This window comes from Dyella kyungheensis, assembly GCF_049913195.1.
GTDB classification, from domain to species: Bacteria; Pseudomonadota; Gammaproteobacteria; order Xanthomonadales; family Rhodanobacteraceae; genus Dyella; species Dyella kyungheensis.
In genome coordinates, this window is the sequence record NZ_CP183983.1 from 1,536,235 (window position 1) to 1,554,315 (window position 18,081).

Here is an 18,081-nt window from a genome sequence, read left to right on the forward strand (position 1 = left end):
CTCGCGTGGTCTGCCGGGGTGGGCAGCAGCACGAAATTACTCCCAACCAGGGCGCCGTTCAATCGCAGGTTGCCGGCTGGCGCAGCGCAGGAATGCGTGCCGGCAACCTATGCAGGCGCTGGTCTTTTCAGCCTTGGGAGAGCTGTTCGTAGCGCGACAGGAGATGGCTGAAGACCGGCCAGAACGGCTGCGGCAAATGGCCGTCCAGACGATCCGCCAGGATGTTGAGATGGGTGTGCCAGCCGCCGCTGACGCCGGCGACGTCGGTGGGCTTGAGTTTGCGGTGGGTCACCGTGAGCCGCACCTGTTCGCCGGAGCGAGCCAGCTCGAAACTGACTTCCGAAGGATCCGGCTCGTCGCCCCAGCTGATCGCAAGCAGGGTCGGCGGCTGGCAGGCGAGGACGCGGTGATTTGTGGTCTTGCCGGCCGTGATCGAGGCGAATCGCGGCGGGGGCGCGACCGGCGTCTGCGACAGCTGGGCGTGATCGAAGCGCAGCTGGAATTCACTGCCCACGCGTTGTTCCATCGCGCCGCCGCCCAGCCATTGCGCGCGCTTGTCCGAGTCGGTGAGATACGACCACACGCGCTCGATCGGGCCGGGCAGCAGGCGTTCGAAACGTGCGGTGTCCGCGGCGAGCAATTGGCGCGAGGGATCGCGCTGCAGACGTGTGTCGAGCTTCCCCAGGATGTCGCCCCAGCCTTCCTGCGTGGCGTCGGCCCATTCCGGCAACACGTCTTCGTGCAGCAGGCTCAGCTCGCACCCGTAACCCACGGGCACGATGTCGATGCTGACTTTGGTATAGGCCTCGGAATACCTGGGCACGGCAAAGGTGAAGACGAGCCGCCGCGGCCGGTCGATTTCCAGGTACTCGCCGACGTGCTCGACGTCCTCGCCATCGCGCCGGTCGGTGAAGCAGAAGCGACCGCCGACGCGGGCGTCGATGTCGACTTTCACCATCTCCCCGTTGGGCGCGGAATACAGCCAGCGGCCGGCGGTGGCGGGATCGAGCCAGGCGTCGAAGACGCGTTCCGGGCTGGCGTCGAAATGGCGGGAAATGCGCAGGGTACGTAGCGTGCTCATCGCGGCTTACCTTTGGGTGGGGCGCCGTCCTCGGCCTTGAGCAAGGCCTCCAGCGCATCGAGTTTGAGGTTCCAGAACTGCTCGTAGAAGCGCAGCCATTCGTCGGCGGCGGCGAGCGGTGCCGGTTCCAGGCGGCAGATATGGGTGCGGCCCTTGACCAGGCGGCGGACCAGGCCCGCGCGTTCCAGCACTTTCACGTGCTTGGAGGCCGCGGCCAGCGACATTTCGAACGGTGCGGCCAGCTCGCCGATATTGCGGTCGCCGTCGGCCAGGCTGCGCAGCATGGCGCGGCGGGTGGCGTCGGTGAGGGCCTGGAAGACGGTGTCCAGCGAAGGTGTCAGATGCTCAACCATAAGGTTGAATATCTATCTGCTGCTGATGAATGTCAACCGTTTGGTTGAATGATGGCTTAGCTGTGCCCGGAGGAGGTGAACGTTGCCCGAGCGAGCGGGCGCAAGCGCAGTCGCCCGCGCTGGCACCACAGGTCTGCGGCCCAGGCGGCCAGGGCCGGCAACGCCATCAAGGGTCCCCAATGCAGCGCTATCCAGAGGGCGATCAAGAACACCGCATCGGGCACCGACGACCAACGCGACCGTTCCTGCTTGGGAGGCAACGGATTGCGCGCGCGAAAACGGCCATAGGCCAGCGACGCCGCCGACAAGAGCAGACATGTCGTCACGACATGGTTGCCACCGGCCCACCCTATGAAAAGCCCGAAACCGCAAAACGCCGGCACGAACAGCAGGCGGAGCCACGGCCGCGGTCGCATCGGCTCCTCGGGTTGGCGTTGCCAGAACAACAGGGCCAGGAAGGCCAGGTAAGCGGCCCAAGTGGCGGTGATCGCCACTGCAGCGATGAGCAGGCTGGCAGAACCCGGCTCACCGTAGGGCTCTTGAAGAACGACGAACCACAGTGCGTCCAGTACGCCACCGAGCAGCAACAGGATCGCGCAGCGGATGGCCCCGATCAGCACGCGCGGACCGGATACCAGGTGGCGACTCGCTGCCGCAATGCAAAAGCGCACGAGCTTCGGATCGATCGTCAGCGGAAGTCGGGCCGGGTTGCCTTCGGACAGGCGCCACAGGAACAGGCCGAGCGCGGTGGGCAGGCCCGGCACCAGGGAGGCCAGCACGATCCACCAGCCGTGAAAGGGGCGCCGTACCCAGCGAAGGTAGCGCTCGGCTTTCTTCACTTCGCCGAAGGGCTTCTTGGCGTCGCGTACGCGCACGGCGAGCCTGGGCTCATTCTCGGCGAGCATCAGCCAGCGAATTTCCAGCTGGCCGGGCAGGTCTTGCAGGGAAACCCCCTGGCTTGCAGCCAGTTCCGGCAGCCGGAAATAGTGAAACAGCGCCAAGGCAGAGCCCGCAGGCAACGGTGGGCGCTCGCGCACCACCAGTTCCAGCAGCTCCCGCGCGAGTGGTTCCCTTGCCCTCCAGGTCCGCAGCGACGGTTGCGCGTGGAGGGCCGCGGCGGCGGGTTCAAAAGCATGGTTGCGCGCGAACGCGCAGAACCACCGAAAAACCGTTTCGGCATTCAGCGCCGCGGGGTCGGTGTTCCATGCAGCCACCGCAGGCTCGAAACGTGTTATCAGCGCATGGCACTCGTCGAGACTCTTGCGCAGCTGTTGAAGCTTGAAGGGATCCAGCCCGGACAAGGCGTGGTCGAGACCGAAGAATTGCAGCATCGCATCGAAACCGTCGGCGTTGACCGGCGGTTGATCGCGGAACAACATGCGAATCACCGCCTGCCCGGCTTCCTGCTGCACGCTCAGCGACCACAGCTCAGGCTGTTCGCGCAGCCAGCGGGACAGGTTGGCCGCATCAGCCTTCATGGCGAGATCGATACACGCGCTTGCAAAGCCCTCGGCGTCGAATGGTGCAGGCTTCTGCAAGGCCTCTGCTCGTGCATCGTCGAACTGCACGACATGCCATGCGGGGCCGGTGGCCGCGGCAGGCGGAAGCGATAGGTCTTCGTCGGCCAATGTGGGAGGCGACGTCTGCACGCCGTCAGTGGCAGTGGCGGTGCGTTGAACCTCCTGCCGGCAGCATGCCAGTGCCGCCTCGTATCGCTCACGCAATTGCTGAAAGCCTTCGGGATCGATATCGGGGCGGGTGTCCTTGAGCCGCTTGGCATAGGCGCGTTTCAGCGCACGTTCGTCCGCCTCTTCAGGCAGACCGAACCATGCCAGCGGCGTGGTCACGCCTGCGCTTCCAGCGTGTCGAGCGCCTCGCTCAATTGGCGGCGATGCTCGCGGATCAGGTGTTCATCCTGTGTGTCGAGCACATGGCGGAACCGGGCGATCCACTGCTGCAGCTGCGCGCGCGCGGCGATGTATTCCTCATAGAGTCGTTCGGCGCGCGCGAGCATGGCGATGTTTTCCTGCTTCTCGCGCGGATGGATCTTGATGCTTGCCAGCGCCTGCAAACGCGAACGGATTTCCGTCGGCGAGAGCAATCCCGGATTCTGTTCCAGGACCAGCTCGTGGCGCTCCTGGGTGGCAAGGATCGTCGCCTCGACCTGCAAGACGCCGTTGACGTCGTAGGTGAAGCGCAGGCTTACGGCATTCTCGTTCGCGCGTCGTTGCGGGGTGAGCGGCACCTGCAATTCACCCAGCTTGATGTTGTGGTCCGCCATGGGGTGTTCACCCTGGTAGACCTCCAGCGTGAGCTTGGTCTGATTGTCGCGAAAGGGCTGGAACGTTTCCTCGCGGCTTACCGGCACCGTGCTGTTGCGGTGGATGATCGGCGCGAAGAAGCCGGCCTGCTCGCGTCCCTGTTCGTCGCGGTGCGACACTTTCGTGCCGAGCGTGTAGGGACATACATCGGTGAGAATCACCTCTTCCAGTCGCTTGTCCCGCAACTTCAGGCCCGCCGATACGCATGCCCCCAGCGCGATCGCTTCGTCCGGGTTCACGTGCCGCAGCGGCAGACGCCCGAACATGCGCGAGACCAGTCGCGGTACCAGCGGCATGCGGCTCGCGCCGCCGACCAGCACGATTTCGTCCAGTTGGGCCGGCTGCAGGCGTGCGTCGCGCATGGCCCGTTCCAGCGGGGTGCGGATGCGATGCACCAGCGGTTCGGCCAGGCGCGCAAAGCGCTCCTCGTCGATCTGCCAGTTGAGCGTCCGTTCGCCGTGGCGCCACTCCACCGCCACGCTCGCATTGGCGCCGAGGTCGCGCTTGGCCTGTTCCAGGCGGCGGCGCAGTTGCTCGCGCTCCTGCGGCGTCAGCGCATCCATGGACAACTGGTGTTCGGCGCAGAAGGCGGTCTGCAGCACGTCGAGAAAATCCTCGCCGCCCAGAAAATTGTCACCGGCGCTGGCATGCACTTCCACCACACCGTCGAACATTTCCAGCACCGACACGTCGAACGTGCCGCCGCCTAGATCGAACACGAGGAAGCGCGAACCATCGCGGTTTTCCTGCAGGCCGTAGGCGAGGGCGGCGGCGGTGGGTTCGTTGATCAGGCGTTCGACGCGGATGCCGGCCAGTTCGCCGGCCGCGCGGGTGGCCTTGCGCTGCGCATCGGAGAAATAGGCCGGCACGCTGATCACGGCTTCGGTCACTTTCTCGCCGGTGGCCGCTTCGGCGTCGGCAATCAGCGAGCGCAGGATCAGCGCCGAGAGTTCCTCGGGCCGGAACGTGTGGGTGCCCAGACGCGTTTCGCGCGGCGTGCCCATCCAGCGCTTGAAAGTGGCGACGCTGCTGTCCGGATGGCTGACCATGCGATCGCGCGCGGCGCGGCCGACGATCACGTGGCCCTGGTCGTCCACGCTGACCACCGACGGGGTCAGGTAGTCGCCCAGCGCATTGGGAAACAGGTGCGGGCCTTGCTCTCCGTACGTGCCAATCAGCGAATGCGTGGTGCCCAAGTCGATGCCGACGATCATCCCTGCCAAACCCCCTGAAAATCTTGCCGGAGTGTACACGCGGAACCGGCGCGCCCGCCCTATGCTTGCGCCAGCGCGGCTGAGACGATTCGCGGCTAGAATCCGCCCATTGCCCAGGAGCCACCCATGCAGCACACGCCCAATGCCGAGACGGCCGTGCCCGACGGCGACCTCTCCGACGTCACCATCTCGCCCACGCATGTCCACCATCCCGTTGGCCATAACGTGGTCGATACGCTGGATATCGCCGGACACGACGAAGTGGATCACGAGACCGCCTTGCGCGAGTCCTCGTTGCGCGTTCCGCGCTGAATCCTTCCAGGCTTGCCCTCGTTTCGCCTGTCCCGATGGCCAGGCGAACGGTGACGCTTACATGCGGAACACGCCGTAGCGCTGCGGTTCGATCGGCGCGTTGAGCGAGGCGGAGATCGCCAACCCCAGCACCCGGCGCGTATCGGCCGGATCGATGATGCCGTCGTCCCACAGGCGAGCGCTGGCGTAGTAGGGGTGACCCTGGCGTTCGTACTGGTCGCGGATGGGCGCCTTGAACGCCTCTTCCTCTTCCGCGCTCCACGTCTTGCCGCCGGCCTCGATGCCGTCGCGACGAACGGTGGCCAGCACCGAGGCGGCCTGCTCGCCGCCCATCACGCTGATGCGGGCATTCGGCCACATCCACAGGAAGCGTGCGCCGTACGCGCGGCCGCACATCGCATAGTTGCCGGCGCCGAAGCTGCCGCCGATCACCACGGTGAACTTGGGCACGTGCGAACAGGCCACGGCGGTGACCATCTTCGCACCGTCCTTGGCGATGCCGGCGTTCTCGTACTTCTTGCCCACCATGAAGCCGGTGATGTTCTGCAGGAACACCAGCGGCACGTTGCGCTGGTTGCACAGCTCGATGAAGTGCGCGCCCTTGAGCGCGGACTCGGAAAACAGGATGCCGTTGTTGGCGATGATGCCCACGGGATAGCCGTGGATATGCGCGAAGCCGCAGACCAGCGTCTTGCCGTAGCGCGCCTTGAATTCGTGGAACTCCGAGCCGTCGACGATGCGTGCGATCACTTCGCGGATGTCGAACGGGCGGCGATGGTCCTGCGGAATCACCCCGTAGAGTTCGTCGGCTGCATACAGCGGTTCGGACGGGGCGCGCAGCGCCAGCGGCATGTCCTTCTTGCGGTTGAGGCTGGCCACGATGTCGCGCGCGATGGACAGCGCGTGCGTGTCGTTCTCGGCATAGTGGTCCGCCACACCCGACACGGACGTATGGACGTCCGCGCCGCCCAGCGCCTCGGCATCCACCACCTCGCCGGTGGCTGCCTTCACCAACGGCGGGCCGCCCAGGAAGATGGTGCCCTGGTCGCGCACGATGATGGTCTCGTCGCTCATCGCCGGTACGTAGGCGCCGCCCGCGGTGCACGAGCCCATCACCACGGCGATCTGCGGAATGCCCAGGCCGGACATGCGCGCCTGGTTGTAGAAGATGCGGCCGAAGTGCTCCTTGTCGGGAAACACTTCATCCTGCAGCGGCAGGAAGGCGCCGCCGGAATCGACCAGGTAGACGCAGGGCAGGCGATTTTCCAGTGCCACTTCCTGCGCGCGCAGATGCTTCTTCACCGTCATCGGGAAATAGGTGCCGCCCTTGACGGTGGCATCGTTGGCGACCACCACCACCTCGATGCCGTTGACCCGGCCGATGCCGGTGATGATGCCGGCGGCGGGCGCCGCATCGTCGTACATACCGTGCGCGGCCAGCGGCGACAGCTCGAGGAACGGCGAACCGGGGTCGAGCAGGGCGCGGATGCGTTCGCGCGGTAGCAGCTTGCCGCGGGCGGTGTGCTTCTCGCGGGCCTTCTCGCCACCGCCTTCGGCACCGCGGGCCAGTTCGCGCTGCAGATCCTCCACCAGTCCCTTCAGTTGCGCGCTGCTGGCCTGGAAGTCCGGAGCGCGGGGATCGATCTGCGACGCGATGACACTCATGGGCTAAGGCTGCCGTTGGTGGGGAGTGTCGATGATAGCGGCCTGGGGCCGATGGCTAAATCGGCGTCGCAGCATGGCGAGGCCTGTCAAATCGCAGGCACAAAAAAAACCGGCCGCCAGAGGTGGCCGCGGCTTTTCACAGGCACAAGAAAACCGGCCGCCAGAGGCGGCCGCGGCTTTTCACAGGCACAAAAAAACCGGCCGCCAGAGGTGGCCGCGGCTTTTCACAGGCACAAAAAAACCGGCCGCCAGAGGCGGCCGGTTTCCAGAAGTACACGAGTGTACTTAGTGACCAGCGGTCGAAGCAGCAGCCGGAGCAGCAGCGGTCGAAGCCGGGGTCGGCGCCGGCTGTTCGGCCGGAGCAGCAGCGGTCGAAGCCGGAGCAGCGGCCGGAGCCTGGTCTGCCGGAGCAGCAGCAGCCTTCTGAGCCTGGTCAGCAGCCTGCTGAGCCTGGTCAGCCGACTTCTGAGCGTCCTGCGCGGAATCCTGCGCGCCGTTGCTGCAAGCCGCCAGCAGCGCGACGAGCGCAGAGGCGAGAAGGGTACGCGTGAACTTCATGGTGAATCTCCTTTGCCGTGGAATGCCGTTTGGCGGGCGTATTAATAGCGCTTTCGCGGGAAATGCGCCACATCTTTGTCTTAAACAGCCAAAAATCGGTTAACCCCGCTTTCATCGGCGGTCTTGAGCTAGGGAATGTTCTGATCCATGCCGCCAGGGCGGCATGCGTCCAGAACGTCCCCGGCCGCCGCCGAAGGCCTCAGTCGATCAGCTCGACCGCCAAGGCCGTCGCTTCGCCACCGCCGATGCACAGCGAGGCCACGCCGCGCTTGAGACCGCGAGTCTTCAGCGCATTGATCAGCGTCACCACCACGCGCGCACCGCTGGCGCCGATCGGATGGCCCAACGCGCAGGCGCCGCCATTGACGTTGATCTTGTCGCGCGTGATGCCGAGTTCGTGCATGGCCGCCATGGGAACCACGGCGAAGGCTTCATTGACCTCGAACAGGTCGACGTCGCTCACCTTCCAACCGGCCTTCTCGAGCACCTTGTGCAACGCGCCCACCGGTGCCGTGGTGAACCACTCCGGCTCCTGCGAATGGGTGGCGTGCGCCACGATGCGGGCCAGCGGCTTGAGGCCGCGCGTCTTGGCATCGTCGGCCGACAGCAGCACCAGTGCAGCGGCGCCATCGGAAATGCTGGAGGAGCTGGCCGCCGTGATGGTGCCGTTTTCCTTGCGGAAGGCGGGCTTCAGCGACGCGATCTTGCTGGTATCGGAACGACCCGGCTGCTCGTCGGTGTCGACCGTGACATCACCCTTGCGGCTGGATACGGTGACCGGCACGATTTCGCCGGCAAACGCGCCGTTCGCCTGCGCAGCCTTGGCGCGATCGACCGATTCCTTCGAATAGGTGTCCTGCGCCTCGCGGGTGAAGTGGTACTTGTCCGCGCACAGTTCGCCGAACACGCCCATGGCCTTGCCATCGTACGGGTTGGTCAGGCCGTCCCACGCCATGTGGTCGACCAGCGTGCCGTCGCCATAGCGGATGCCCGAACGTGCATTGACCATGTGCGGGGCGTTGGTCATCGATTCCATGCCGCCGGCGACGATCACCGAGGCCGAGCCGGCCTTGATCAGGTCATGGCCCAGCATGATGGCCTTCATGCCCGAACCGCAGACCTTGTTGACCGTGGTGCAGCCCGCGGCCACCGGCAAGCCGGCGGCCAGCGATGCCTGGCGGGCGGGCGCCTGGCCGAGGTTGGCCGGCAGCACGCAGCCCATGATCACTTCGCTCACATCGGTGGCAGCCAGTCCGGACTGCTCCAGCGCGGCACGAATGGCGGTGGCACCCAGCGTGGGGGTGGGAACGCCGGTGAACTGGCCGAGGAAGGAGCCGATGGCAGTGCGCTTGGCACCGACGATGACAACGCTGACGTCCGACATGGAGATCTCCGCAAATACTTATGGGCGAGGCCCGGGTTAGCTTTTCAATTATCGCAGCCCCCCATCGGCCGGGGCAAACCGGGCGGAATTACGATGCTTACGGGGCTTTGGCGGCAATTAGTTGCGATTTCGTTGTGCAAAGATGGTGGCGCGCGGGAGAACTTCCAGGGGCGCGCATCACAACTTAGGGACGATCGTGAGCGAGGGCGGGGGCTTATGAGTATGGGGATGCAACCTTTGCAGCATCGGCGCGGAGCCGTGCTGGTGTGGCTGGCTTTGGGTCTGAGCGCATGCGGTGGCGGCGGTGGCGGTGGCAACACCCGGCCGACGCAACCTCCGCCGCCATCGACGCCGCCACCGCCCTCGTCGTCCACGGTGCCGCAGCCGCCCATCGATGCCCAGCTCAATCTCACCAACACCTATGCCGCGCACACCGCCGGCTACACCGGTGCGGGCGTCACCATCGGCATCGTCGATACCGGCGTCACTTCCACTCATCCGGCGCTCACGGGCCGGGTGGTGAAGGAACTGACCTACGTCAATCCGTCCACCAACAATCTCAATGTCGACGACGTCAACGGCCACGGCACCTACGTGGCGGAAATCGCCGCAGGCAAGCCGTTCGGGAAGTTCGCGGGCGGCATCGCCACCGGCGCCAATATCGTGTCGGCGCGCATCATCAGCGACAGCGCGCCCGACGACAACGGCTCCGCGCCGCCGTCCCCGGTGACCGCGTCCGATGCGGTGCCGCTGGGACAGGTCAACGCGGATCTCATCGGCAACAACGTCAAGGTGATGAACAACTCCTGGGGCGGCATCAGCTGGAACAGCAGCGATACCGCCACCACCAAGGGTTTCCACGACGCCTATAGCCCCTTCATCAACGGCTGGGGCGGGCTGGTGGTGTTTGCCGCGGGCAACGATTCGCAGGCCAATCCCAGCACCATCGCCGCACTGCCCAGTCTTGCGCCCGATCTGCAGAAGGGCTGGCTGACCGTGGTGGCCACCAACAGCAACAACCCCACCCAGTTGGAGAGTTATTCCAACCAGTGCGGCATCGCCATGAATTACTGCCTGGCGGCGCCCGGCGACGTGATCGTGAGCGGCAAGGGCGATACCAGCACGGCCAACGAAACGTACTGGATCGTCGAGGGCACCTCGCTCTCGGCGCCGCAGGTGTCCGGTGCGGCGGCGCTGGTGTGGCAGGCCTATCCGTATTTCAGCAACGATCTGGTGCGCCAGACCTTGCTGGGTACGGCCGACCCGCTGGGCGGTTCGCAGCCCAATCCCACCTTCGGTTACGGCGAACTGGATGTCGGCAAGGCGGTCAACGGACCGCAGCAATTCAACTGGGGCGACGTCACGGTCAGCTTCAGCGGCAGCTCCAGCTGGAACAACCCCATTTCCGGCGCCGGCGGCCTGATCAAGCAGGGCACCGGCACGTTGACGCTGACCCAGCCGTCGAGCTTCACCGGCTTGACCCAGGTGCAGGGCGGCATGCTGGTGGCCAAGTCGCTGGCATCGAGCGTGAGCATCGGCGCGCAGGGCGTGTTGAGTGGTACGCCCGCGATCGGCGGCTCGGTGACCAACGCCGGCGTGCTGGCGGTGGGCAGTTCCGATGTCACCATCGGCGGCAATTACACGCAGCAAGGTGCGGGTCGACTCGCCGTGTCGCTGGGATCGGCATTGCGCGTCACCGGCACGGCGGCGCTCAACGGAGGCGACCTCTACGTCACCGGCATCAATCAGGGCTATACGGCCAATGCGCATACCGATGTGCTGACCGCCAATGCCGGACTCTCCGGCACGTTCTCCTCGCTCAACCCGGCCACCGGTGTGCTGCTGAGCGCGACGTTCGGTTACAGCAGTACCGAGGCCTGGTTGAACGTGAGCCAGGTGCAGGCCACGGCCGTGACCGGCATGACCTACACGCCGGCATCGTTCGGCGCGGCCCAGCGCATCGATGGTGCGTTCAACCAGATCAACACGCAGGTCGGTTCCGGCACGACGGTGACAGGCGGCCCGTTGCCTACCTCGTTCATCAACGGCGCGGCGAGCCTGCAGCAGACCGCCACGGTGAGCGCGTTGCAGCAGTCCCTGAGTTCGCTGTCGGGGCAGCTGCACGCCGCCAGCGCCGCCATGACGTTCGATGCGATGGACGCCGGCACGCGTGCGCTGTCCAAGCGCTTCGACCAACTGGGCGACGTCTACAGCACCGGCGGGTGGACGCAGACGCTCGGCAGCTACGGCAGCATGAACCGTAGCGGCTACGACAGCGTGGGCTACGACCTCAACGGCTGGATGGTGGGCCAGGATCGCCGCCTGGGCAGCAACGGCGTGCTTGGTTTCGCGGTCAGCCAGAGCCAGGACCTGGGACGCCTCGACGAATTCGCCGACCAAGGGCACAGCCGCTCGGTGGAAGGCATGCTCTACGGCGGCTTTGTGCAGAATCAGTGGTATGCGATGGGCCGCCTGGGCGTGGGCTCGTACCGCGAGGACATGCGCCGCCACCTGGAACTGGGCAGCGATATGGAAAGCGTGGCCAGCGATACCAACGGCAGCTACAACATCGCCTATGGCGAAAGCGGTTACCGCATGGAGTTCGGTGGCGTGAACGTCACGCCTTATCTGAACCTGCAGTACGCGAACATCCGTACCGATGGATTCGATGAACTGGGTGGCGCCGGTTTTGGATTGAAGGCCGACGGGCAGAACATCGAGCGCTGGCAGGGCGGCGCTGGCTTGCGTGCGGGACGCGACTGGTCGTTCTCGGGAGGCAGCCGCCTGAGCTTGCAGGCGCATCTGCTATGGCAACGCGCCTTCAGCATGCGCGGCGATGTGCTGGATGCCAGCTTCGCGGTACTCAACCAGTGGGCGCCGGTGGGCGGCATCGGCTTGTCGCGCTATGGCGGCGAGGCGGGCGTGAGCCTGGACTGGACGATTTCGCGGCGGTCGAGTCTGTCGTTTGGGATGGATCAGTACGTGGCTGAGCGGGAGCACGGGCAGATGGATACGTTGGCCTATCGGCTGTCGTTCTGAGTGTGCCTTTGCTAGCTCGTCATCCCGGCGCTTAAAGCGGAGGCTCGCTTCGCATGGGAGGTCCTGGCTCGTTACCCGGCACGCGCTTTTCTGTGGGAGCGCACTTGTGCGCGACTGCGGAGCTGGGATGTATCGCTCCGTCGGCTTGTCGCGCACAAGTGCGCTCCCACAGGAGCCCGTCTGCTCCCATGCACGCCACTTCTCCCTCTCCCCGCCGGGGAGATGGTTGGGGTGAGGGGCCGATCTTGCGAACGGGTTAGAAGTGCGTGGTCGCTTCTTGGAAGGCGCGAGCCATCACGCCTTGCCGTGAAACAACTCACGCCCGATCAGCATGCGCCGGATTTCGTTCGTGCCGGCGCCGATCTCGTACAGCTTCGCATCGCGCAACAGACGGCCCGCGGGAAACTCATTGATATAGCCGTTGCCGCCCAGCGTCTGAATCGCTTCCAGCGCGACCTTCACCGCGTTCTGCGAAGCATTGAGCAGGCACGCGGCAGGGTCGATGCGGGACTTCACGTTGTTGTCGAACTGCTGCGCGACCATATAAGCGAAGCCGCGCGAGCTCTGCAGCGCGGTGTACATGTCGGCGATCTTCGCCTGCATCACGCCGAACGTGCCGATGGGGGCGTTGAACTGCTTGCGTTCGCGCACATAGGGCAGCGAGATGTCCAGCGCGGCCTGCATCAGACCGATGGGGCCGCCCGACAGCACCAGGCGTTCGGTGTCGAGGCCGCTCATCAGCACGCGCACGCCTTCGTTGACCTCGCCGACGATGTTCTCCTCGGGGATCTCGCAATCCTCGAACACCAGTTCGCAGGTGTTGGAGCCGCGCATGCCGAGCTTGTCCAGCTTCTGCGCCGTGCTGAAACCCTTCATGCCTTTTTCGACGATGAAGGCGGTCATGCAGCGGCTGCCTGCGGGACGTGGCGCGGTGCGCATGTAGACCAGCAGTACGTCGGCATCCGGGCCGTTGGTGATCCACATCTTGGAGCCGTTGGCGACCCATACGTCGCCTTTCTTCTCCGCCTTGCAGGTCATCGAGCCGACCACGTCCGAACCGGCACCCGGCTCGCTCATCGCCAGCGCGCCGACGTATTCGCCCGAACACAGCTTGGGAATGTACTTGCGGCGCTGCGCTTCGTTGCCGTTGTGGAAGATGTTCTGCACGCACAGGTTGGAATGCGCGCCATAGGAAAGGCCGACCGAACCGGAGGCGCGCGAAATCTCCTCCATCGCCACCAGGTGCGCGAGGAAGCCCAGGCTGCTGCCGCCGTATTCCTCGGGGATGGTGATGCCGAGCAGGCCCATCTCGCCGAACTTGCGCCACAGGTCGGCCGGAAAAAGGTTTTCGCGGTCGATGTGGTCAGCGCGAGGAGCGATCTCTTTTTCGGCGAACGCGTGCACGCTGTCGCGCAACAGATCGATCTCTTCACCCAGTGGGAACGGACGCATGCCTTGAAACTCCACCATCACAGAAGGCCTCTATGGTACTGCGCGGGCCTTAACAAGCCGTTGCGCGACGCACAAGGCCTGGAACGATCACGACGCGCTCAAGGAGTTCGCCAGCTCGGCCAGACGGTGGCGTTGGGCAAGGATCTGTGAAAGCTGGCCCAGCACCAGTCGGGCGGTCTCGTCATCGGCGCCGGCGGTGAAGGGTTCAAGCAGCGCGGTGTCTTCGGCGCTGACCTGTGCGGTGAGGCCATGGGCAAGCGCATCGCCCAGTTGCGCCAGTGCCTCGATCGCCGTGGCGCCTGCATGCGTCACGGCATCGCGCGCCGGTGGCGAGTCGATGGCTTTGCGGTTTGCGCCGAGCGCAGAGAGTTGCCCCAACAACGCGTGGGCGGCCGAAAGAAAGCGCAACAGCGTTTCGCTGCCGCGCCGATGTTGCCCGGGCTCGCGCAGCATATTGGCGAGTACCGCACTCAGTGCCGCGTTGGCGTTGTGTGCGTTGCGACGGGCAATGCGATAGTCCAGGTCGTCGCGGCGGCCGCTGGCGTACTGGACGATGATGCGTTCCAGGTAACGCGCGTCGCTGCGCACGGTGTCGGCCAGCACGTCGTCGAAGCGACGACCCTGCCAGTCGGGCAGCACGAAGCGCATGGCCAGCGCGGCAATGGCGGCACCGATCAAGGTGTCGAGCAGACGCGGCAACATCACGGCGTAACCGTTGCTCACCTGGTTGAAACACAGCACCACGAACAGCGTGATGGCCGCGGTGGCGATGCTGTAGCGCCGGTGCCGTGCAGCGAAGAACACCACGCCCGCGCAGATCATCAGCGGCATCTGCCACGGACCGAACGGCAGCAGCTTGAGCGTGGCCCAGCCGAGCACGAGTCCGGCCACCGTGCCGGCCACGCGTTGCAGCAGGCGCAGGCGCGTGGCGCCATAACTCGGCTGGCAGACCAGCAGCGTGGTCAGCAGGATCCAGTAGCCATGGCCCGGATGCATCGCGTGCACCACCGCATAGCCCATCAGCAGCGCACACGACAGGCGCAACGCATGGCGAAAGCGGAACGAACGCGGCGTCAGCTGGAGGCGGATGCGATCCCAGCCGTCGGCCAGCGACTGCGGGCCGGGGTCCTGCAGCTCGGCTTGGGCGCCGCCGCGCCATTCGTGCGGTATCTGGCCCGCCAGTTGCTGCTGGATCGCCGCGATGTTCCGCACCAAGGCATCGACCGCACGCAGCAGTTCGACGGCTGGCGGATGGGGCTGCGCACGCAAGGCGTCGACGGCGTTAAGGAGGTCGGCCACGCTCGCCTCGCTGGCGGCATTCGGCGACGGCGTGCTGCGCATGCGCAGCGCATCGGCACGCTGGCGGCAGCTGCGCGCTTCCATGCGCAGGACATGTTCGCAGCGGAACAGCACGTCGCTGTGGAACAGGGCGTCGGCCAGTGCATCGTACGGGTAGTGCGCCGAACTGATGCGTTCGTGGATGTCCTGCGCGATGAGGTACAGCTGCAGTCGCGTAGCGGTGGCTCCGCGCGGGCGGCGGGCGCCGATGCGGTCGACCAGCACCAGCCGCGTGTCGTTGAGCGCTTCCACCACGCGTTCGTTCTGCATGGCCAGCGACCACTGCATGGCTTCGCGATCCATCCCGTGCACGGGCGTGAACATCGCCGCCTTGCCTTCCAGGTAATCGGCCAGCGCATCGAACAGCCGTGCCAGCGACAGGCGCACGGCTTGTTGCGGCGCCAGCACGCTCCATAGCAGCGAGAGCGCTCCATACCAGGCGGCGCCGGCCAGCAGCAGCGAGGGTTGATACCACCATGGGCCGGCGTGTGCCTGATCCGCGCCGATCATGCTGTAGACCGCGAGCAGCAGCGTGGCGCCGGCCACCGTCGCGTAGCGCTCGCTGGCCGCGCCGAGCATCACCAGCGCGAACGTGGACAGCGGCAGCCCGATGGCGAACAGCAGGGGATAGGGAAACAGCCATTGCACCGAGAACGCCGAGATGGCGAAACAGGCGAGCGTCAGCAGCAAGGTGGCGAGGCGGTTGCGCCAATGGTCTTCGGTCTCCGCCAGCGCGCAGGCAATCACGCCCAGCAGGGCCGAGACCACGGCATCGATATGGCCGGTGGCGAAGCACCATGCGACCACGCCGGTCAGGGCGAGCAACACCCGCAGGCATTCGGCATAGCGGTCGGAGCCACGCAGGCGGCGCCATCGGTAGGCAAGGGGAGCAAGCATGAACCCAGCATACGATGCCGCGGGCCATTCTGTGGGAGCGCACTTGTGCGCGACGGGTTTTCGCGAAGCCGTCGCGCATAAGTGCGCTCCCACAAGGGGACGGATGCCTGTGGGGCAACAAAAAAACGCCGGCACGAGGCCGGCGTTTTCGTCATGCGTACAAGCTTTGCTTACTGACCGCGCATGCGACCGGCGAAGCGCGGGCCGTGGTGGCCCATGCTCGGCAGCTTGATCTTGCCGATCGCTTCGATGCGCTCTTCGGCCAGACGGTCGGCCGCCTTGTAGGTCGGCACGCCTTCGGTCTTGGAGATTTCGAAGATGCGGCCCAGGTTGTAGTAGATGGTGCGCATCATGCGCATCGCACGCTCGCGGTTGTAACCGTCGATTTCCAACGAGACGTTCATCACGCCGCCGGCATTGACGGCATAGTCGGGCGCGTACAGCACGCCGCGACGCTGCAGTTCGTCGCCGATCGCGTCGGTGGCTAGCTGGTTGTTGGCCGCGCCGCAGATGATCTTGGCCTTGATGCGGTCGATCGTCTGCTCGTTGAGCGTGCCGCCCAGCGCGCAGGGCGAGTACACGTCGGCGTCGACGTCGTAGATCTCGTCCAGGCCCACGGCTTCGCAGCCCAGCTCGTCCACGCAGCGCTGCACGGCATCCTTGTTGATGTCGGTGACGAACACCTTGGCGCCCTGTTCGCGCAGCAGCTTGATGAACTCGCTGCCCACGTGGCCGCAGCCCTGCACGGCGTAGCTGTACTTGCCCACGTCTTCGTTGCCGTGCCTGACCTGCAGCGCGGCCATCAGGCCCTGCAGCGTGCCGAACGCGGTGAACGGCGACGGGTCGCCCGAGCCGCCGTGCACCTGGTGCACGCCGGTCACGTATTCGGTTTCACGGAACACGTATTCCATGTCGTTGACGTCGATGCCGACGTCTTCGGCCGTGATGTAGCGGCCATGGAGCGAGTTGACGAACAGGCCGAACGCGCGGAACAGCGCCTCGGACTTGTCCTTGCTCGGATCGCCGATGATCACCGCCTTGCCACCACCCAGGTTCAGGCCGGCCACGGCGTTCTTGTAGGTCATGCCGCGCGACAGGCGCAGCACGTCGTTCACCGCGTCCTGCTCGGTCTTGTACGGCCACATGCGCAAGCCGCCGAGCGCAGGGCCCAGCACCGTGTTGTGGATCGCGATGATGGCCTTCAGGCCAGCGTCCTTGTTGTGGCAGAAGACGACTTCTTCGTGACCCGTTTTGGCGATGGTTTCAAAAATCATTGGAACGGAAACTCCAAGTTGTGTGCCCGGGGACGGCACGCCGGAATGGAGGCGGGAACGGTCCAGCGCGGCCCCGCCAAGGCTGAAAACGCCTGAAACTCAAACGCCCCAGCAGGGCTGGGGCGATGAATCGAGTTCCCAATTCTAATACGCGGCGGGGGAACACTGGTGCCGCGGCGCATCAAAGCGTGGCCGTACGGCCTTGCGAGCCCGCTGGCGACGCCGGCGAAACGGCGTCGCCACGGTAGTTGCGGCTCAGCCCTGCGCCCACACGCCGACACTCAGGTGCCAGCCGTCACCGCGTTGCACGTAGTGCGGGTGCACATAGTGGTAGCCCGGACGTGCCGGCTCCCAATGGCCGTGCATGGCGACGTACTTGCGGCCGTTCCAGTGCCAGTAGCCGCGGGCCCAGATATAGCCCGGGCGGGGCGCGGGTTCTTCCTCCACCAGCACGGTCGGCGGCGCCTGCGGGGCAATCACTTCGACGTAGCCGGGCGCCGGCTGTTCCACCACCACGGGGCGGCGGCGGGGAGCGGGCTGCTCCACCACGCAGCCGGCGGCAAGCAAGGTGACGGCGGCGAGCGCGGCGAGACGAATCGAGCTGGACATCGACATGGATGAAGTGGCCTCTATGGAATGAAAGGAAGGTGCGGCGCGGGACAATGCCGCGCATCGCTGTGCGTTACCTTTCCTGCGGTTCGCAGTATTTTTCTTTGGCAGCAAATACTTGCGAGCAGGAAAGGTGGGCGGCATGGCGCCGCCCGCCGAAAGCCCCCGGATCAGCGGCCCCAGTAACCGTCATGCATGCGCCAGCCGTCACGGGCGTGTTCCCAATGCGCCTGGTGATAGACGTAACCGGGACGGGAACGGACCCAGGTGCCACCGACCCACACGTGGCGGCCGCCATCCCAACGCCAGTAACCGGGCGCCCACACATAGCCGGCGCGCGGCGGCGGCACCACTTCGTAGCGCGGAGCCGGCGGGGCCACGCCGATGCCGACAGAGACCGCCACGCCCGCCGAAGCGGACGGTGCATAGCTCATGGCGCCTGCGCTGACGATGCCGAGGGCGGCGAGCAGGGCGAGTTTGCGGGTAACGCTCAGCATGGTGATCTCTCCTTGGTAAGGGCCGCACCCCGCGGCCTTGAAGCGGGGAACGGCGTATTTCCTTGCCCTGTTGACCGACCGGCGCCG

The 18,081-nt window shown here is 65.7% G+C and carries 13 protein-coding genes and 1 pseudogene; 2 read left to right on the forward strand and 12 right to left on the reverse strand.

Features of this window, described 5'->3' with window-relative positions; all coding sequences use genetic code 11:
* Positions 1-127: 127 nt before the first annotated feature.
* Genes ACN9MB_RS06710 through ACN9MB_RS06725 form a run of 4 tightly spaced genes read right to left on the reverse strand, consistent with a single transcriptional unit; the run spans position 128 to position 4,969 of the window.
* Positions 128-1,081, reverse strand: coding sequence for an SRPBCC domain-containing protein (locus ACN9MB_RS06710; protein WP_426271199.1), 954 nt, complete (start codon positions 1,079-1,081; stop codon positions 128-130).
* A complete protein-coding gene (locus ACN9MB_RS06715) occupies positions 1,078-1,434 on the reverse strand; it encodes an ArsR/SmtB family transcription factor (RefSeq protein WP_426271200.1) in 357 nt (118 codons plus the stop codon). Before ACN9MB_RS06715 ends, ACN9MB_RS06710 begins: the two co-directional genes overlap by 4 nt.
* Positions 1,435-1,490: 56 nt before the next feature.
* Positions 1,491-3,281, reverse strand: a complete 1,791-nt coding sequence (locus ACN9MB_RS06720; protein WP_426271201.1) for a hypothetical protein — start codon at positions 3,279-3,281, stop codon at positions 1,491-1,493.
* Positions 3,278-4,969: a molecular chaperone HscC gene (locus ACN9MB_RS06725; RefSeq protein ID WP_426271202.1), complete on the reverse strand. Its 1,692-nt coding sequence runs from the start codon at positions 4,967-4,969 to the stop codon at positions 3,278-3,280. The genes ACN9MB_RS06720 and ACN9MB_RS06725 overlap by 4 nt, the downstream gene beginning before the upstream one ends.
* A 126-nt stretch (positions 4,970-5,095) precedes the next feature.
* Here ACN9MB_RS06725 and ACN9MB_RS06730 point away from each other — a divergent pair, with 126 nt between their 5' ends.
* Positions 5,096-5,281, forward strand: a complete 186-nt coding sequence (locus tag ACN9MB_RS06730; RefSeq protein ID WP_426271203.1) for a hypothetical protein — start codon at positions 5,096-5,098, stop codon at positions 5,279-5,281.
* 57 nt (positions 5,282-5,338) lie between these two features.
* Here the strand turns inward: ACN9MB_RS06730 and ACN9MB_RS06735 are convergent, their stop codons facing one another.
* The 3 genes and pseudogenes from ACN9MB_RS06735 to ACN9MB_RS06745 form a co-directional block, all read right to left on the reverse strand.
* Positions 5,339-6,946 carry a carboxyl transferase domain-containing protein gene (locus ACN9MB_RS06735; protein WP_426271204.1) on the reverse strand — a complete coding sequence of 536 codons (1,608 nt, stop codon included), beginning with the start codon at positions 6,944-6,946 and terminating at the stop codon, positions 5,339-5,341.
* Positions 6,947-7,240: 294 nt separating this feature from the next.
* Positions 7,241-7,504 (reverse strand): annotated as a pseudogene (locus tag ACN9MB_RS06740) (hypothetical protein); the annotation flags it as partial.
* Positions 7,505-7,703: 199 nt separating this feature from the next.
* On the reverse strand, positions 7,704-8,888 hold the full coding sequence (locus ACN9MB_RS06745; RefSeq protein WP_204635291.1) for an acetyl-CoA C-acyltransferase: 1,185 nt from the start codon (positions 8,886-8,888) through the stop codon (positions 7,704-7,706).
* Between the two features lie 228 nt (positions 8,889-9,116).
* Here ACN9MB_RS06745 and ACN9MB_RS06750 point away from each other — a divergent pair, with 228 nt between their 5' ends.
* Positions 9,117-11,927: an autotransporter domain-containing protein gene (locus ACN9MB_RS06750; RefSeq protein WP_426271205.1), complete on the forward strand. Its 2,811-nt coding sequence runs from the start codon at positions 9,117-9,119 to the stop codon at positions 11,925-11,927.
* Between the two features lie 294 nt (positions 11,928-12,221).
* Here ACN9MB_RS06750 and ACN9MB_RS06755 read toward each other — a convergent pair whose 3' ends face one another.
* The 5 genes from ACN9MB_RS06755 to ACN9MB_RS06775 form a co-directional block, all read right to left on the reverse strand.
* Positions 12,222-13,379, reverse strand: a complete 1,158-nt coding sequence (locus ACN9MB_RS06755) for an isovaleryl-CoA dehydrogenase (RefSeq protein ID WP_204635293.1) — start codon at positions 13,377-13,379, stop codon at positions 12,222-12,224.
* Positions 13,380-13,466: 87 nt separating this feature from the next.
* Positions 13,467-15,614 (reverse strand): YccS family putative transporter, encoded by a 2,148-nt coding sequence (gene yccS, locus ACN9MB_RS06760; RefSeq protein ID WP_426271206.1) that lies wholly within the window; start codon positions 15,612-15,614, stop codon positions 13,467-13,469.
* 170 nt (positions 15,615-15,784) lie between these two features.
* A complete protein-coding gene (locus ACN9MB_RS06765) occupies positions 15,785-16,888 on the reverse strand; it encodes a Glu/Leu/Phe/Val dehydrogenase dimerization domain-containing protein (protein ID WP_204635295.1) in 1,104 nt (367 codons plus the stop codon).
* 255 nt (positions 16,889-17,143) lie between these two features.
* Positions 17,144-17,503 (reverse strand): YXWGXW repeat-containing protein, encoded by a 360-nt coding sequence (locus ACN9MB_RS06770; RefSeq protein WP_426271207.1) that lies wholly within the window; start codon positions 17,501-17,503, stop codon positions 17,144-17,146.
* Between the two features lie 164 nt (positions 17,504-17,667).
* Entirely contained in the window at positions 17,668-17,994 is a 327-nt protein-coding gene (locus ACN9MB_RS06775) for a YXWGXW repeat-containing protein (protein WP_204635296.1), read from the reverse strand.
* Between the last annotated feature and the right edge of the window lie 87 nt (positions 17,995-18,081).

Coding starts and splice junctions, on each gene's coding strand:
- ACN9MB_RS06710 (WP_426271199.1), bottom strand. CDS start 1,081: ATGAGCACGCTACGTACCCTGCGCATTTCCCGCCATTTCGACGCCAGC.
- ACN9MB_RS06715 (WP_426271200.1), bottom strand. CDS start 1,434: ATGGTTGAGCATCTGACACCTTCGCTGGACACCGTCTTCCAGGCCCTC.
- ACN9MB_RS06725 (WP_426271202.1), bottom strand. CDS start 4,969: ATGATCGTCGGCATCGACTTGGGCACCACGCATTCGCTGATTGGCACG.
- ACN9MB_RS06730 (WP_426271203.1), top strand. CDS start 5,096: ATGCAGCACACGCCCAATGCCGAGACGGCCGTGCCCGACGGCGACCTC.
- ACN9MB_RS06735 (WP_426271204.1), bottom strand. CDS start 6,946: ATGAGTGTCATCGCGTCGCAGATCGATCCCCGCGCTCCGGACTTCCAG.
- ACN9MB_RS06745 (WP_204635291.1), bottom strand. CDS start 8,888: ATGTCGGACGTCAGCGTTGTCATCGTCGGTGCCAAGCGCACTGCCATC.
- ACN9MB_RS06750 (WP_426271205.1), top strand. CDS start 9,117: ATGCAACCTTTGCAGCATCGGCGCGGAGCCGTGCTGGTGTGGCTGGCT.
- ACN9MB_RS06755 (WP_204635293.1), bottom strand. CDS start 13,379: ATGCGTCCGTTCCCACTGGGTGAAGAGATCGATCTGTTGCGCGACAGC.
- yccS (WP_426271206.1), bottom strand. CDS start 15,614: ATGCTTGCTCCCCTTGCCTACCGATGGCGCCGCCTGCGTGGCTCCGAC.
- ACN9MB_RS06765 (WP_204635295.1), bottom strand. CDS start 16,888: ATGATTTTTGAAACCATCGCCAAAACGGGTCACGAAGAAGTCGTCTTC.
- ACN9MB_RS06770 (WP_426271207.1), bottom strand. CDS start 17,503: ATGTCGATGTCCAGCTCGATTCGTCTCGCCGCGCTCGCCGCCGTCACC.
- ACN9MB_RS06775 (WP_204635296.1), bottom strand. CDS start 17,994: ATGCTGAGCGTTACCCGCAAACTCGCCCTGCTCGCCGCCCTCGGCATC.